A 14,928-nucleotide genomic window follows, 5' to 3' on the forward strand; every position below is an offset into this window, starting at 1 on the left:
ACGTCTCAGGTCGGGCACGGCAACTCCACGCTCATCATGGTCGGTCCCCCTACGGGACTGCTCATCCGGAAGGTCCCGTCCACGGACCGCACGCGCTGGGCGAGCCCCCGCAGACCGCTGCCCCTGGACGGATCGGCGCCGCCCATCCCGTCGTCGGCGATCACCACCCGCAGTATCGCGCCCAGCCGGGTGACGCTCACCTCCGCCCTGGTCGCCTCCCGTGCGTGCTTGGCGATGTTGGTGAGGGCTTCGGAGACCACGAAGTACGCGACGGCCTCGACGGCGGAGGCCGCGGGAGCCTGCGGCCGGCCGCCCGCCATGTCCCGCCTCACGTCGGGCTCCTGGCGTGGCGGCAGGTCCACCCTCAGCCGCACCGGGAGGGGCGACCGCGCGGCGAGTCCCGACAGGGCGGCGTCGAGGCCCAGCTCGTCCAGGACCGCCGGATGCAGCCCGCGCACCAGGTTCCCGAGCTCCTCGATCGCGTCCTTCGCCTCCTGGTGGGCCGCGTCGATCACGGCCCGCGCCTCGGGCGGCAGGTCCTTCAGCGTGGCCTTCGCGATCCCCAGGTTGAGCGCGAGCGACACCAGTCGCTGCTGGGCGCCGTCGTGCAGATCCCGCTCGATCCGGCGCCGTTCGGCGTCCGCGGCGTCGACCGCCCCGGCCCGGCTCTCGGTGAGGTCGGCCACCCGCCGAGCCAGGTCCTCGCCGGAGTCGGGGCCCAGCAGCCGGGGCCCGGCGTGGGTCTCGACGCGGACGAGCGCTGCGGCCAGCGAGGGCACCAGCGCCAGCGCGGCGAGCCCGGCGACGGTGACGTAGAACGCCTGGGTGCCGTACCCGGGGTGCTCGATCCGCCACCGCCAGGGCACCGCCCACACCCACACGTACACCGTGGCAGCGGCGAGCCCGGCCACGAGCAGCGCCAGGAGCAGCACCTCCAGCGCGCCGAGCAGGAGCCCGGCGAGGCAGTGGTAGCCCGCCTGCCGCTGAGGGCGCCGCCGGCCCGGGCGGGGAATGTCGATGCCCAACAGGCGCCGGAATCGCCGGATCTGGGCGACGGTCAGGGCGGGCACCGCGAGGACGGCGAGGACCACGACGAAGCCCAGGACCACCGGCGCGCCCGCGTCGCTGCCCAGGATGATCTCCCAGACGAGGCCGCCGACCACGAACAGCAGGAAGCCCATGAGGAGGTGGAGGGGCACCCCCAGGGCGAGGAAGGACGTGTCTCGGGCCACGCGGGTGAGCGCGCGCCGCGTCCGGGGCGGGACTTTCATGATCCAACCGTACGGGCCGGGGCCGCCGCCCGGAATGCAGTTGCTGTCCGGTCCCGGGGTACAGCCAGTGCCACCCCAAGTCGGCAAAGGGTGTTACCGACCGGGGAGCGGGCGCGCAGGAGTCTGGATCACGAGCCCGGACAGCGGGTCCGTGACACCGAAAGGCACCGCCCATGGCCCTGATCGCCGCCCACCCCGCCACCGCCGATGGCCGCTGCGCGGGCGCAGGCCCCGACGCCGTCGCGAAGCCCGTCAGCCGCTCCCGTCGCCGCCGGGGCCGCGTCCTGGTGGGTGCCGGCCTGATCCTGCTGCCCTGGCTCGGCTACCTGGCGGGCACCCTGCCGACCGCCGAGGCGGCGGCCTGGGTCACCGTCGACGCCCTGGAGGCGGCGGCACTGCTCACCGCGGGCACCCGCCTGCTGCACGCCGACCCCCGCCATCGTGCCCCGGCGGCGGCCGCCGCCACCCTCCTCGTCGCCGACGCCTGCATGGACCTCGCCACCGCCGCCCCGGGCGCCGAACTGGCGACGGCGGTCGCCATGGCCGTACTCGCGGAACTGCCGCTGGCGGCGCTGTGCTTGACGCTGGCGGTCACGGGCGGTCCCCGCCCCGGTTCCCGGGAAAAGTGACGCCGCCCCACGTCACGAGGTACGAAGTCCCCTGTGAACGAAGTGACCCGTGATGCGACGACCCGCGTGTTCATCGCCCTCGCCCCGCCCGACGACGCGAAGGACGAGCTGGAGCGCGAGTTGCTCCCCGCCTACCAGGCGTACCCGCGCATGCGCTGGAACCGCATCGAGGACTGGCACATCACGCTCGCCTTCCTCGGGGAGCTCCCCGTCGCCGCCGTGCCTCCGCTGCGCCGCCCGCTCGCCGAGCTCGCGGCCTCCCGCGACCCACTGGAACTGGCCCTGCACGGCGGCGGCCACTTCGACGAGCGGGTCCTGTGGAGCGGCATCGAAGGCGACCTCGAAGGTCTGCACCGCCTGGCGTCCGACGTGCGCGACCTGGTCCGTACATGCGGCATCCCCTACGAGGGGCGCCCCCTGCGCCCCCACCTCACCCTGGCGCGGGCGCGCCGCGACGACACGTCGAGCGTCGTCGAGACGGCCTTGGCGCTCGCCGGATTCCAGGGGCGCCGCTGGCACACCGAACGCCTCCACCTGGTCGGCAGCGACTTCGGCCGCGGCCCGGGGCCGATCCGCTACCGCGACATCGCATCCTGGGACCTCGGGCGCGGATAGCGCTGCCTGGTGCCGCGCGGGAGGCTGGAAGGGCGGGCGGGCGCCAGGAGGCGAGCCCCGTGACGGTGGCGGACGTCGTGGTGACCGTGGTCGCCGCCGGACTGGTCGCCGTGCTGGGCCGGTACTGCTTCGGGCCGCGCAGGGCCGGCATGGCCCGGCCGGAGGACGGGGTCCAGCGGGTGGACGTGACGGTGCGGGGCGGCTACAGCCCCAGCGCGCGCCGCAGACGGCGGCGGCGCGACCACACGGGGAGAAGACGGCGGTGAAGCGGAGGAGACGGCCACCGACCCGGTCTGCGGCATGCGGATCGACCGCGAGACCGCGCCCGAACACCGGGACGGCCCCTTCCACTTCTGCTCGGCCCACTGCGCCGCGGCCTGCGACGCGGACCCCGTGCGCTACGGCGCCCGCGCCCCCGGCTGAGCGGGCGGCGCGGGCGCCGTGGGTCACTCCGCCACGCGGACCGCGCGGGCAGGGCGGATGGCGGCGGCACGGTGGGCCGGCCCGACCGTGGCGAGGAGGGAGGCGGCGAAAGTGACCGCGGCCAGGCCGACGATGCTGGTCCACTCGACGGGGAAGCCGCCTTCGAGGCCCTCGAAGGCCGCGCTGTTCCGGTACATGAGCCAGGTCGTGAGGACGCCCAGCAGGGACCCGAGCACGATTCCCTCCGAGGCGACGAAGGCGCTCTCCCAGAGGAAGGAACGGCGCACCGTACGCGCCCGGAAACCGAGGGCCCGCAGGATCCCGATGGTGCGCCGGCGTTCGCGCACCGCCCTGACCATCACGACACCGAGGCCGGTGATGCCCACACCGAGGCCCAGGGCGAGGAAACCCTGCATGAGGCGGAAGAAGGCGGTGCTCGAGTCGAACTGGTGGCGGATCTCGGAGGCGATCGGCGTGGCGACCAGGCTGGCGGACAGCTGCTCGCCCTGCAGCCGGGTCGCCAGGCCGTCGGGGGAGGTGCCCGGGCTGGTGGCGACCAGGGCGGAGGCGTGCTGGGCCTGGCCGTCGAAGAGTTCGCGGATGCCGCGTTCCCCCATCACCACCGGGTAGGTGGTCGAACTGGCGCCGGTGCCCGGGTAGAAGACCATTCCGTTGCTGAGCACCCCGGCGATGACCTTCTGCTCGCTGCGGCCCGTCCGCGGGTCGGTGACGGTCAGGGTGTCTCCCGGGTCGTAGTAGTCGCCGGCCGGCCCGCCCGTACTGCCGAAGAAGCCGTCGAGCACGACGTACTTCGGGTCGGCGGCCAGGGCGTGCCAGACCGCCGGGTCGTCCGCGAGTCCCGGCAAGCGCTCGCGGAAGGTGATGCCGCTGATCGCTCCGTCCGGCACGCCCACGGCCGCGACGTCCAGCGGCCGGGTGCTCCGGTTGCCGGGGTCGGTGGCCCGGCCGGTCGCGTTCAGCAGGGGAGTGACGGCGGTGATTCCGGCGCCCGAAGGGCCGTTCCGCAGACCGGCGACGAGCCCGTCGCCGGCGACCTGGGGGTTGTAGTCGAGCCGCAGCGAGTAGCCGGCCGTGGCGTCGGCGACGACCCCGTCCACTCCGGCGCGCAGGATCCCGGAGATCTCCGTCAGCAGGACCAGGACGAACACGATCAGCGTGTACATCACGAGCGTGGCACCCGTGCGGAACCGCTTCGCCAGCGGATAGGCGACCGCGAGCCGGGCGGCCAGGCCCGACTCCGAGGGCCGCTCGACCAGCCGGCGGACGGGGCGCAGCAGCGCCCTCTGGTTGTTGCTGACGAGGACCACGGCGGAGAAGGCGGCGAGGGCTCCCTGGATGACGTACACGGACATGGACGGCGTGTCGAAGATCCTCGGGCGCAGGACCGGAGCGAGCAGGGTCCAGACGAGCACGGCACCCGCGACGAGCGTGGCGGCGGCGCGCCGGGACATCACGCGCAGCAGGGCGGGGGTGGCGAAGGCGAGGGCGAGCGCCGGCATCAGGTACGTCGCCTCCGCCTGGCTGCGGGCCACCGCGGGCACGGCCGCGAGCGCGAACAGGGCCGACAGGGCGCTGCACACGACGAGGAGCCTGCGGCGCGGGCGCCCGTCGGAAGCCGACGGCAGGTCACGGATGGCGGCGATGATGTTGAACCTGCTGATGCGCACACTCGTGGCGAGGATCGCCGCGAACGCGATGAGCAGGCCCATGGCCACCCCGTTGAGGATGCTGGTCGGGGTGACGGCGAAGGTGATCCGCAGACTGCTTCCGCCGACCGCCCAGCCCTGGAAGATCTCCGCGGCCACCACGGCGACGCCCCAGCCGACGGCGACCCCGATGGCCACTCCCGGCAGGGCGGACAACAGCGCGTACGCGGCCCCTTCGAGGGTGAAGGAGCCGACCAGCCGCGAGCGCTTCATGCCGATCGCCCGCACCATGCCCATCTGGGCCTTCCGCTCCTCGCCGAGCATCACGAAGATGTTCACGAGGAGCAGGGCGCCGGCGATGATGCTGAAGCTGCCGATCATCAGGAACAGCGCGCCGAGCGCCGCCCCGGCCTGTTCGGCGTCCCGCAGCACGGTGTGCTTCGGGGTGTCGATCGTCGTCTGGCCGGCCAGCGGTCCCACGGCCCGGCGGATGCCCGCGGTCACCCTCCCGGTCAGGGCGTCGCCGCCCTCGACGCCGCCGCGATTGGAGACGAAGGTGACCGAACGGGGCTCCTTCCCCGCGGCACGGGCGGCCGCGTCCAGGGTCCCCGGCGCCAGGAAGGCATCGCGGTTCAGCCTGCCGCCCAGGCCCACACCGGCCAGACCCCGCTCCGGCACCACCCGGTCCACGCGGAACGCGTGCGGAGCGCCGAACAGATAGAGCGTGACCGGCTCTCCTGCCGAGACCCGCAGGGACTGCGCCAAGGGGGCGTTGAGCACGACCCGGCCGGGCCGGGGGGCAGGTCCGGTGAGACCGGAGTCCCCGTTCGGGGCGCCGAAGCGGGACGCGGCGGCGAAGTCCAGCTGCCAGGCCAGGACGCGTGGTTCGGCGACCGGCCGGCCGCCGCTGCGGCTGACGGCCGACGCCTGGGTGGCCTGGGCGGTCAGCACACCGTCGACATCGGGGTCGGCCGTGAGGACGGCGAGCCGCTCGGCGACGGTGCGACCGGCCGGGCCGGACGGTGCGACGACCCGCTCGTCCACCGGCCCCAGCGTGCGGTACGCCTCCTGCCGCACCGAGAAGTTCAGGGTGTCGCCGACCACCAGGGCCCCGATGATGATGGCCGTCCCCAGTACGGATCCCCCGATCACCAGCGCCGCCTCGGTGCGCCGGCGGGCGAGCTGGCGGAAGGCCAGTCGACGCGCGACCGGCTGCCGGGCCGCGACCAGGACGAGCGCCACGAGGACGAGCGCGAGTGCGATGAGCAGCGGGGCGAGGAGATTCGGGTACATCGTCAGCCCCCGGGGGTGTCGCCGACCGCGTGAGGGGTCCGGGCGGTGCCCGGGGCGCGCTGCCGCAGGTCGTCGACGAGGCGCCCGTCGCGCATCGTGATCAGGCGCGGCACGCGCGCGCCGATCGCGGCGTCGTGGGTGACCAGGACGATGGTCTGGCCGTCGTCCCGGTTGAGGTCGCACAACAGGCCCATGACCTGGTCGGCCATCGCGCTGTCGAGGTTGCCGGTCGGCTCGTCCGCCCAGACGATGGCCGGCCGCCCCGCGAGCGCGCGGGCGATGGTCACCCGCTGCTGCTCGCCGCCCGACAGCTCGCTCGGCCGGTGCTCCACCCGGTGGCCGAGGCCGACCCGGTCGAGCATGGCCAGCGCCCTGCGCCGTGCCTCGCGGGGCCGGGTGCCCACCAGCAGCAGCGGCAGTTCGACGTTCTCCGCCGCGGAGAAGACCGGGATGAGGTTGAACGACTGGAAGACGAAGCCCATCGTGCGGGCCCGGTGCTCCGTGCGGGCGGCGTCCGACATCGCGAACAGGTCGTGGCCGTCGATCTCCACCCGGCCGCCGTCGATGTCGTCGAGCCCGGACAGACAGTTCAGCAGCGTCGTCTTGCCGGACCCGGACGGCCCCCTCACCCCCACCAGCTCCCCGTGGCGCACGACGAGGTCGAGGTCGTCCAGGGCGGTGACCGCCACCGAGCCCGTCCGGTAGATCTTGCGGACTCCCGTGGCGACCAGGAGCGGCAGGTCGCTGTTCATGTCTTCCATCCGAAGCCCGCGGAGGCGCGGGCGGCTACGGCCCTCCAGGCCCGGGAGGGGGGCCGAACGGACCAATCCGGCCACGCGCCGCCCCGGCCCGTACCCGACCGGCCCCCGCGAGGGGCCGGTCGGACCCTGTGCGCCGCGCCGGGACCGGGGCACGGTGGGAGTGTCCGGCCCGACCGCGGACAGGGGCGCCCTGGCCCGCCGGTCCGGCCTCGGGGAGCGTGAGTGGCCATGATGTTCTGGTACGGCGACGGCATGAACGGATGGGGCTGGTTCGCCATGTCGGCGGGGATGGTCCTGTTCTGGGGCCTCCTCATCACCGCTGTCGTGTTGATCTTCCGAAGCTTCGACCGTGCCGCGGGACGGCCCCCACGCCAGGGCCCCTCGGCCCCCGAGCAGATCCTCGGCGAGCGGCTGGCCCGCGGCGAGATCGACGAGGAGGAGTACCGCAGACGTCTGAGCGCCCTGCGCGGTGGGGAGGCGTAGGCCGTGTCCGGGAACGCGCGGCGGGCCGCACCCCGGGATGCGGGCGCGGACACACGCGACCACGCTGGGACCATGACCGGTCGGTCGCCCGGGGTCCCGGGCCGGCACCGCGACGCGCTGCGTGCGCTGGCCGCACGGCACACGGGGCGCGGCGGCCCGCTGCCGGCCGCGCTGGAGCGGACCAGGGCGGCGACCACGGCGGAGCCCGGGGAATGGGCGCCCCAGGCCGCGGCCGCGGTCGGACTGCCCGGCGCCGCCGGGCTCGGTCCCGCCACCTACTTCGCCGATCTCGCCGCACCACGAGGCGAGCGCCACGTCCGCGTGTGCACCGCGACCGCGTGCTTCGCCGCACGCGGCGGACGGCACCTGGCCGAGGTGGAGGAGGCGCTCGGCGTCACCGCCGGGCACGTCGCCGTCGACGGCCGGACCTCGCTCCAGACCGTGCACTGCCTCGGATACTGCTACGCGGCCCCCGCCGCCCTCGACGGCACCCGCCCCTGCGTGGGAGCCGACCTCGCCGACCGGCTCACCAGGCATGCGCAGCCGCATGCGCCCGGCATCCCCGCCGCCGACACCACCGGGGCCCCCGTCCTCCTGGCGGGCGTCGTGAACGGGGAGTCGGCGTGGGACGTGTGGCGCCGGGCGGCGACCGGGCTGCGGCCCGACGACGTCCGCGAGGAGGTCGCCGCCTCCGGGCTGCGCGGGCGCGGAGGGGCCGGATTCCCGGTGGCGGCGAAGTGGGCCGCTGTCGCGGGAAAGCCGGATCCGGTCGTCGTCGCCAACGGCGACGAGGGCGACCCCGGCTCGTACGCCGACCGGCTGCTCATGGAGGAGGACCCCGAGCGCGTCCTCGCGGGGCTCGCCCTGGCCTGCTTCGCCTGCGGCGGGCGGCGCGGAACCGTGCTGGTGCGCTCCGAGTACCCGAGGGCGATGACCCGCCTGCGCCGTGCGATGAGGGACGCGGTGGCCGCCGGAGACCTCGCCGCCTCGGTGGAGACCGCCGGGCCGCAGCCGTTCGTCGAGATCGTCGAAGGCGCCGGATCCTACGTGGCGGGGGAGGAGACAGCGCTCATCGCCCGCCTGGAGGGCGCCCGCGGCTGCGCCCGCCCACGGCCCCCGTACCCCACCGACCACGGCCTGTGGGACGCGCCGACGGTGGTCAACAACGTCGAGACACTGGCCAGCGTGCCCTGGATCCTTCAGCACGGCGGTGCCGCCTACGCCCGGCGCGGCGCACCCGGCGAGACCGGCACGAAGCTGGTCTGCCTGTCCGAGCGGTTCACCCGCCCGGCGGCCTACGAGGTCGAAATCGGCACCCCGGTAAGCGAGATCGTCACCCGGTTCGGCGGCGGCCTGAAGAACGGACGCGAACTCGTCGCCCTGCAGATCGGCGGCCCGCTCGGCGGCTTCCTGGCAGGCAACGCCCTCGACGTACCCCTCGCCTCCCGGGCGCTCGCCGACCGGGGCGCCGCCCTCGGACACGCCGGGCTCGTCGCCTTCGACGCCGACACCGACCCGCGCGAACTCCTGCGACACCTGTGGGAGTTCGCCGCCGACGAGAGCTGCGGAGCCTGCTCGCCCTGCCGGGTCGGCACCAGACGAGGGCTCGAACTCGCCCGAAGCCGGGGAGAACGCCCCGGGGAGACGTACGCCCGACTGGCCAGGCTGATGGACGAGGCGAGCCTGTGCGCCTTCGGCCGGCGGGTACCCGTGGCCGTGCGCAGCCTCGCCCGCGCCTACGGCGCCGCCCTCGCGGGGTGGGACCGGTGATCCGCCTCCGGGTCGACGGCGTGACGGTCGAACTGCCCGCCCGAGCGACCCTGCTCGACGCCGCCCGGGCGGCCGGTGCCGCCCTGCCCACCCTCTGCCACGACGACCGCCTCCGGCCCGTCGGCTCCTGCCGGACCTGCCTGGTCCGGGCCGACGGGCGCACCGTCGCCGCCTGCGTCACACCCGCCGCGCCGGACCTGACGGTCGACACCGCCGGCGAGGAGATCCGCGAACTGCGCCGGGACGCCGTCGCGCTCATCGCCTCCGCGCTCCCGCCGGACGCCCTCGCGGACGACTCGCCCAGCGAACTCGCCGACACCTGCCGGACCCTGGGCATCGAACCTGAGGCGGGCGCCGGCACACCCGGGCGCGGGCAGGACGACTCCCACCCGTACGTCCGGCTCGACCGTGACCTGTGCATCGCCTGCGGCCGGTGCGTCCGCATGTGCTCCGACGTGCAGGGAACCTTCGCCCTGACCCTGACCGGACGCGGGCCCGACACGGTCGTCGCGCCCGGCACGGGCGGCCCCTGGGCGGCCTCCGACTGCGTGGCCTGCGGCGGCTGCGTCGACACCTGCCCCACCGGCGCGCTCACCCAGCCGGGACCGGGCAAGGGACTCACCTCCCGGCGGCCGGACCCCGACCGGATCCGCACCACCTGCGGGTACTGCGGCGTCGGCTGCGCCCTCGACGTCGTGGTCCGCGACGAGCGGGTCGCCGCGGTCCTCCCCGCCCGCGACGGCCCCGTCAACCACGGCCACGCCTGCGTCAAGGGGCGCTTCGCCCACGGCTACCTCACCTCGGCGGAACGCCTCACCGAGCCCCTGGTCCGGCGCGACGGCGCCCTGGTACCGGCGAGCTGGGACGAGGCGATCCGAGTCGTCGCGGACGGACTGCGCGCCGCCGTCGCCCACGGCGGACCCGACGCGGTCGCCGCGATCTCCTCCGCCCGCGCCACCAACGAGGAGAACTACCTCGTCCAGAAGTTCCTCCGGACCGTCATCGGCACCAACAACGTCGACAACTGCTCGCGTCTCTGCCACGCCCCCTCCGCCGCCGGACTCACGGCGTCCTTCGGGAGGGCCGGCGGCACCGACCCCTTCGACGACGTCGAGACCGCCGACTGCCTCCTCGTCGTCGGCGCCAACCCCGTCGAGGCCCACCCCGTCGTCGGCGCCCGCCTCCTCCAGCACGCCCTCGCCGGCGCCTCCCTCGTCGTCGCCGACCCCCGGTCCGTCGGACTCGCCCGGCACGCCGACGTGCACCTGCGGCCCCGCCCCGGCACCAACGTCGCCCTCTTCCACGGCCTCGCCCACGTCCTCGTCGCCGAAGGCATGACCGACCCCGACTTCCTCCGCCGGCGCGCGGCAGGGCTCGACGAACTCATCGCGCTCCTCGCCGACTACCCGCCCGAGAGGGTCGCCGCCATCACCGAAGTGCCCGCCGACGCCATCCGGGAAGCCGCCCGGCTCTACGGGCGCGCCCAGCGGCCGGCCGTCGTCTACGGGCTCGGCGTCACCGAACACCTCCACGGCACCGACGGCGTACGCACCCTGGCGAACCTCCCCATCCTGCGCGGCGCCGTCGGCGGCACCGGGCGCGGATTCGGCATCAGCCCCCTGCGCGGCCAGAACAACGTCCAGGGCGCCTCCGACATGGGCGCCCTGCCCGACCTCCTCCCCGGATACGGCCGGGTCACCGACCCGGAGACCCGCGCCCGCGCCGAAGAGGTCTGGGGGCACCCCGTCCCCGAGCGGCCCGGCCTGCGCATCCCCGAGATGTTCGCAGCAGCCGGGCAGGGGCGCCTGCGGGCACTCTGGATCATCGGCGAGGACGTCTGCGCGACCGACCCCGACAGCCGGCACGTCGCCGAAGCCCTCGACGCCTGCCCGCTCGTCGTCGTCAACGAGCTCTTCCTCGGCGAGACCGCCCGGCACGCCGACGTCGTCCTGCCCGTCGCCTCCTGGCTGGAGAAGGACGGCACCTTCGTCAACTTCGACCGCCGCTTCCAGCGCGTACGGGCCGCCGTTCGCCCGCCCGGAACGGCACGCTCCGACTTCGCGACCCTCCACGCGGTCGCCGAGGCCCTCGGCGCCGACCTCGGCTGCCCCACCCCGGCCGCCGCCCTCGCCGAGTGCGCACGCCTGGCACCGCTGTTCGCCGGGATCTCGCACGCCCGCCTCGACCGAGAGGGAGCCGTGCCCTGGCCCTGCCCCTCGCCGGACCGGCCCGGCGAGGCCACCCTGTACACCGAGGAGTTCGCGACCCCCGACGGCCGCGCCCACCTCTCCGCCGCCCCCTACCTGCCGCCCGGCGAGGAACCCGACGACGCCTATCCGCTGCTGCTCGTCACGGGACGCCGCTGGGCCCACTACAACTCCGGCAGCATGACCCGGCGCGGCGGCAACCTCCTGCTCGACAGTCACGGCCGGCTCGACCTGCACCCACTGGACGCCGCGCGGTACGGGGTGCGGGACGGCGCGCCCGTCCTCGTCGACAGCCGGCACGGACAGGCGCGGCTGCTCGCCCGCGTGGGCGGCGACCTCGCCCCCGGACAGGTCTTCTGCGCGTTCCACTTCCCGGACGACCGGGTCAACGCGCTCACGTCCGAGCACGCCGACACGGTGACCTCGTGCCCCGAGTACAAGGTCACGGCGGTACGGCTGCGCCCCGCGTCCCCCGACGCCCGAGCCGGCCGGCGCCCCCCGGCGGCGACCGGCAGTGGCCGCCACGCCACCCCACGTGACGGGCAGCGGGATCCACACGACGAACATCGGGCGCCCGGCCCATACTGAGGATGACGGCAGCCGTCCAGGAGCGCCCGAGTACCCGGAATCGCGGTGGCGATGCAGCAGGTGCCCTTCGACGAAGTGACCAGCAGCGCGGCCCATGACGCGGGCGGGTGGCTGGGCGCCCTGCCGGTCGCGGTGGTCGCCACCGGTGCGGACGGCACGATCGTGCGCTGGGACCACGCGGCCGAGGACCTGCTCGGCTACACCCCGCACGAGGTCCTCGGCCGGCACATCGCCGAACTGCTCCATCCGGACGCCGACCGCAGCCTCGGCCGCTCGCTCTGGGAGGGCGCGGCCACCGGACGCGGGGTCATGGGCATGGTGACCGCCTGGCACAAGGAGCGACGCCCCCTGGACCTGGAGATCTGGGCGTGTCCGGTCCCCGCCCGGCACCGGGGCGGCACGACCGTGCTGGTGTTCGCGGCGGAGGCGCAGGCCGCCCGCCGGATCCGCGGCTCCTCGGCGGTGTGGGACGGGCTGTTCTCACGCTCACCGGTCGGCATCGCGGTCCTGGACACCCAGCTGCGCTTCCTCCGCGTCAACCCCGCGCTCGAGGCCATGAACGGTCTTCCGCAGGCGGCTCACATCGGCCGCCGGCTGGTCGAGATCCTGCCCGACGTCAACGCCGAGGCCATGGAGCGCTCCATGCGGCGGGCCCTGGAGGAGGGCAGACCCGTCCTCGACTCCCGCCGCACGGGCCGTACCCCGGCGGACCCGGACCACGACCACGTCTGGTCGGGCTCCTACGTCCGGCTGGAGGACGCCGACGGGCGCCCGATCGGTCTCGCGGCCACCCTGATCGACATCACCGCCCAGCAGCGGGCCCAGCTCGAAGCCGACGCGGGCAGGCGCCACCTCGCCCTGGTCAACGAGGCCACCCTCAAGATCGGCACCAGCCTGGACCTGGAACGCACGGCACAGGAACTGGCCGACGTCGCCGTCCCCGACCTCGCGGACGCCGTCACCGTCGACGTCCTGGACACCCTGGCGGCGGGCGACGACATCGGCGGCGGCCTGGTCGGCGGCGCCACACTGCGCAGGCTGGCCAAAGCGCCCCTGGCCGGATCACCCGTCACGACCGTCCTCGCCCCGCTCGGACAAACCCTCGCCTTCCCCGCCGGCGCGCCGTACACCCGAGCCCTCGCCGCCCGCCGCCCCTACGTCGTCCCCGTCTTCGACGAGGAGGCCATCGCCCCGGCGGCCGCCCACTCCACCACGCCCGCCGAACTCCTCCGGCTCGGCGTCCACTCGTTCATGATGGCCCCGCTGCTCGCCCGCGGGGTGGTGCTGGGGCTGGCGACCTTCTACCGCACCCGGCCGACCGGCCCGTTCACCGAGGCCGAGGTCGCGCTCGCCGGTGACCTGGCGGCCCGCGCCGCGGTCTGCGTCGACAACGCGCGCCTGTACCGCAGGGAACACGACACCGCCGCCGTCCTCCAGCGCAGCATGCTGCCGCAGCACATCACCCCGCCGCCGGGGATCGAGGTCGCCCACCGCTACCTGCCCGCCAGCGACGTCAACGAGGTCGGCGGCGACTGGTACGACGTCATCCCCCTGGAAGGCGGCCGGGCCGCGCTCGTCATCGGCGACGTGATGGGACACGGCACCGCGGCCGCCGCGGTGATGGGACGGCTCTCCGCGAGCGTCAGGGCCCTCGCCCGGCTCGACCTCTCGCCGGAGGAACTGCTGTACCAGATGGAGGCCGCCCTGCACGACCTCGCCGAACCCATGCTCGCGACCTTCCTGTGCGTCGTCGTCGACCCGGACACCGGCGCGTGCCGCATCACCCGGGCCGGCCACCCGCCCCCCGCGGCCGTCCTCCCCGACGGCACCGTCCGGCTGCTCGACCTACCGCCCGGCCTGCCGCTCGGCGTCGGCGGCGTCCCGTTCACGACCACCGATGTCACCCTGCCCCCCGGCAGCCTCCTCGTCCTGTACACCGACGGCCTCGTCGAGGCCCGCAACAGCGACATCGACGCCCGCCTCGCCGAACTGACCGACCTGCTCGCCGAGCCCGGCCCGTCCCTGTCCGCCCTGTGCGACCGACTGCTCACCCACCTCGTCCCCGCCTCGGCGGACGACGACATCGCCCTCCTCGTCGCCCGCATCCGCGGCACGGCCTGAGCACCGCGCGCCGCGCCCGAATCAGTCGTGCGGGACGAGGACGACCGGAGCGCGGCTGTGGTGCAGTACGCAGTGGGTGACGCTGCCGAGGTGCGCGCCGAGCGCGGAACGCCGGGTCCGCCGGCCGACCACCACCAGGGCCGCGTCGGCGGCGGCCGACACGAGCTCCTGGCCGGCCGATCCGATCAGTACGCGGGCGACCGCGGGCACGTCGGCGTATTTCGACCGCCAGGGTTCGAGTGCCTCGTCGAGCGCACGCTCGATCTCGGGCGCCACGGCGACCCGGATGTCGGGCACCATCTCGGGGCCGAGGGTGGCGTACAGCGGGAGCTGCTGGGCGTACACCGCGTGCACTCCGCTACCGCGCCGGGCGGCCTCCTCGAACGCGAAACCCAACACGGCGTCCACGGGTTGCCGCGCGTCGACGCCCACCGTGACCGGCCCGCTCGGGAAGGCGTCGCCGAGGGCACGTACGAGCACGAGCGGCCGCTCGACGGCGCCTGCGACGGTCAGAGCCACCGAGCCGACCAGATAGCCGGCTACTTCGCCCAGCGCGCGCGACCCCAGGACGAGGAGCTCACCGGACTCGGCCGCGGCGGCGAGACCGGGGGCGGGTCCGGAGGCCAGCACCCGGGTGGACACCGGCAGACCGCGGTGCCGGCCGCGCAGCCGCTCGGCGGTCCGTGCGAGCAGATCCTCGGCCCAGGACTCCTCCGTCCCGCCCGTCGCGAACGGGACCACGGACTCGGGCCACGGTTCCCTCGCGTGGACCAGCTGGACGCCGGTGCCGCGCAGCACCGCCTCGTCCGCGGCCCACTCGGCGGCGGCGTGTGCCTGCTCCGTGCCGTCGACGCCGACCACGATGCCCTGCGTCATGACGGTCCACCTCCTGTTGTGACGTCGTGCTGTTCGTGTTCGTGTTCGTGTTCTTGGGTGTGCCGGGCGTCGGCCGTGGACATCAGGCGGTCGGTACAGCCGTCCCAGGTGACGCGGAGCGGGTGCTCGGGCATCACGGGGGCCACCCACATGGCGTCCATCGCCGGGGCTCCACGCCGAGCGCGAGACTGCCGTGGGCGCCGGCCCGCAGCCGGCCGGCTTCG

General features: G+C 75.0%; 12 protein-coding genes. 8 read left to right on the forward strand and 4 right to left on the reverse strand.

Annotated features, from left to right (window positions below; all coding sequences use genetic code 11):
- Positions 1 to 5 precede the first annotated feature (5 nt).
- The gene (locus tag ACH414_RS03850; RefSeq protein WP_382544084.1) at positions 6 to 1,271 is read right to left on the reverse strand and encodes a sensor histidine kinase; all 1,266 of its coding nucleotides are present in this window, start codon (positions 1,269 to 1,271) and stop codon (positions 6 to 8) included.
- Positions 1,272 to 1,444: 173 nt separating this feature from the next.
- Here ACH414_RS03850 and ACH414_RS03855 point away from each other — a divergent pair, with 173 nt between their 5' ends.
- The 4 genes from ACH414_RS03855 to ACH414_RS03870 are packed head-to-tail and all read left to right on the forward strand — an operon-like array spanning position 1,445 to position 2,938.
- Positions 1,445 to 1,900: a hypothetical protein gene (locus ACH414_RS03855; protein WP_398940734.1), complete on the forward strand. Its 456-nt coding sequence runs from the start codon at positions 1,445 to 1,447 to the stop codon at positions 1,898 to 1,900.
- A gap of 33 nt (positions 1,901 to 1,933) precedes the next feature.
- A complete protein-coding gene (gene thpR, locus ACH414_RS03860; protein WP_391768322.1) occupies positions 1,934 to 2,515 on the forward strand; it encodes an RNA 2',3'-cyclic phosphodiesterase in 582 nt (193 codons plus the stop codon).
- A gap of 59 nt (positions 2,516 to 2,574) precedes the next feature.
- On the forward strand, positions 2,575 to 2,781 hold the full coding sequence (locus tag ACH414_RS03865) for a hypothetical protein (RefSeq protein ID WP_382544093.1): 207 nt from the start codon (positions 2,575 to 2,577) through the stop codon (positions 2,779 to 2,781).
- A 34-nt stretch (positions 2,782 to 2,815) separates the two neighbouring features.
- Positions 2,816 to 2,938, forward strand: a complete 123-nt coding sequence (locus ACH414_RS03870) for a hypothetical protein (protein WP_382544096.1) — start codon at positions 2,816 to 2,818, stop codon at positions 2,936 to 2,938.
- 23 nt (positions 2,939 to 2,961) lie between these two features.
- On the opposite strand, the gene ACH414_RS03875 is transcribed toward ACH414_RS03870, so the two are convergent.
- Complete coding sequence (locus ACH414_RS03875) at positions 2,962 to 5,898, reverse strand: ABC transporter permease (RefSeq protein WP_398940735.1); 2,937 nt, start codon at positions 5,896 to 5,898, stop codon at positions 2,962 to 2,964.
- 2 nt (positions 5,899 to 5,900) lie between these two features.
- Positions 5,901 to 6,650, reverse strand: coding sequence for an ABC transporter ATP-binding protein (locus ACH414_RS03880; protein WP_398940736.1), 750 nt, complete (start codon positions 6,648 to 6,650; stop codon positions 5,901 to 5,903).
- A gap of 237 nt (positions 6,651 to 6,887) precedes the next feature.
- On the opposite strand from ACH414_RS03880, the gene ACH414_RS03885 reads away from it, so the two are divergent.
- The 4 genes from ACH414_RS03885 to ACH414_RS03900 all read left to right on the forward strand — a co-directional run bounded on the left by ACH414_RS03885 (position 6,888) and on the right by ACH414_RS03900 (position 13,828).
- Positions 6,888 to 7,142: an SHOCT domain-containing protein gene (locus ACH414_RS03885; protein ID WP_386567170.1), complete on the forward strand. Its 255-nt coding sequence runs from the start codon at positions 6,888 to 6,890 to the stop codon at positions 7,140 to 7,142.
- Positions 7,143 to 7,214: 72 nt separating this feature from the next.
- Positions 7,215 to 8,912 carry an NADH-ubiquinone oxidoreductase-F iron-sulfur binding region domain-containing protein gene (locus ACH414_RS03890; protein ID WP_398940737.1) on the forward strand — a complete coding sequence of 566 codons (1,698 nt, stop codon included), beginning with the start codon at positions 7,215 to 7,217 and terminating at the stop codon, positions 8,910 to 8,912.
- Positions 8,909 to 11,707, forward strand: coding sequence for a formate dehydrogenase subunit alpha (gene fdhF / locus ACH414_RS03895; protein WP_398940738.1), 2,799 nt, complete (start codon positions 8,909 to 8,911; stop codon positions 11,705 to 11,707). The genes ACH414_RS03890 and fdhF overlap by 4 nt, the downstream gene beginning before the upstream one ends.
- A gap of 51 nt (positions 11,708 to 11,758) precedes the next feature.
- Complete coding sequence (locus tag ACH414_RS03900) at positions 11,759 to 13,828, forward strand: SpoIIE family protein phosphatase (protein WP_398940756.1); 2,070 nt, start codon at positions 11,759 to 11,761, stop codon at positions 13,826 to 13,828.
- A 21-nt stretch (positions 13,829 to 13,849) separates the two neighbouring features.
- On the opposite strand, the gene ACH414_RS03905 is transcribed toward ACH414_RS03900, so the two are convergent.
- Complete coding sequence (locus ACH414_RS03905) at positions 13,850 to 14,704, reverse strand: universal stress protein (protein WP_398940739.1); 855 nt, start codon at positions 14,702 to 14,704, stop codon at positions 13,850 to 13,852.
- Between the last annotated feature and the right edge of the window lie 224 nt (positions 14,705 to 14,928).

The sequence above is a fragment of the Streptomyces sp. NPDC020422 genome (genome assembly GCF_044386705.1).
GTDB lineage: Bacteria > Actinomycetota > Actinomycetes > Streptomycetales > Streptomycetaceae > Streptomyces.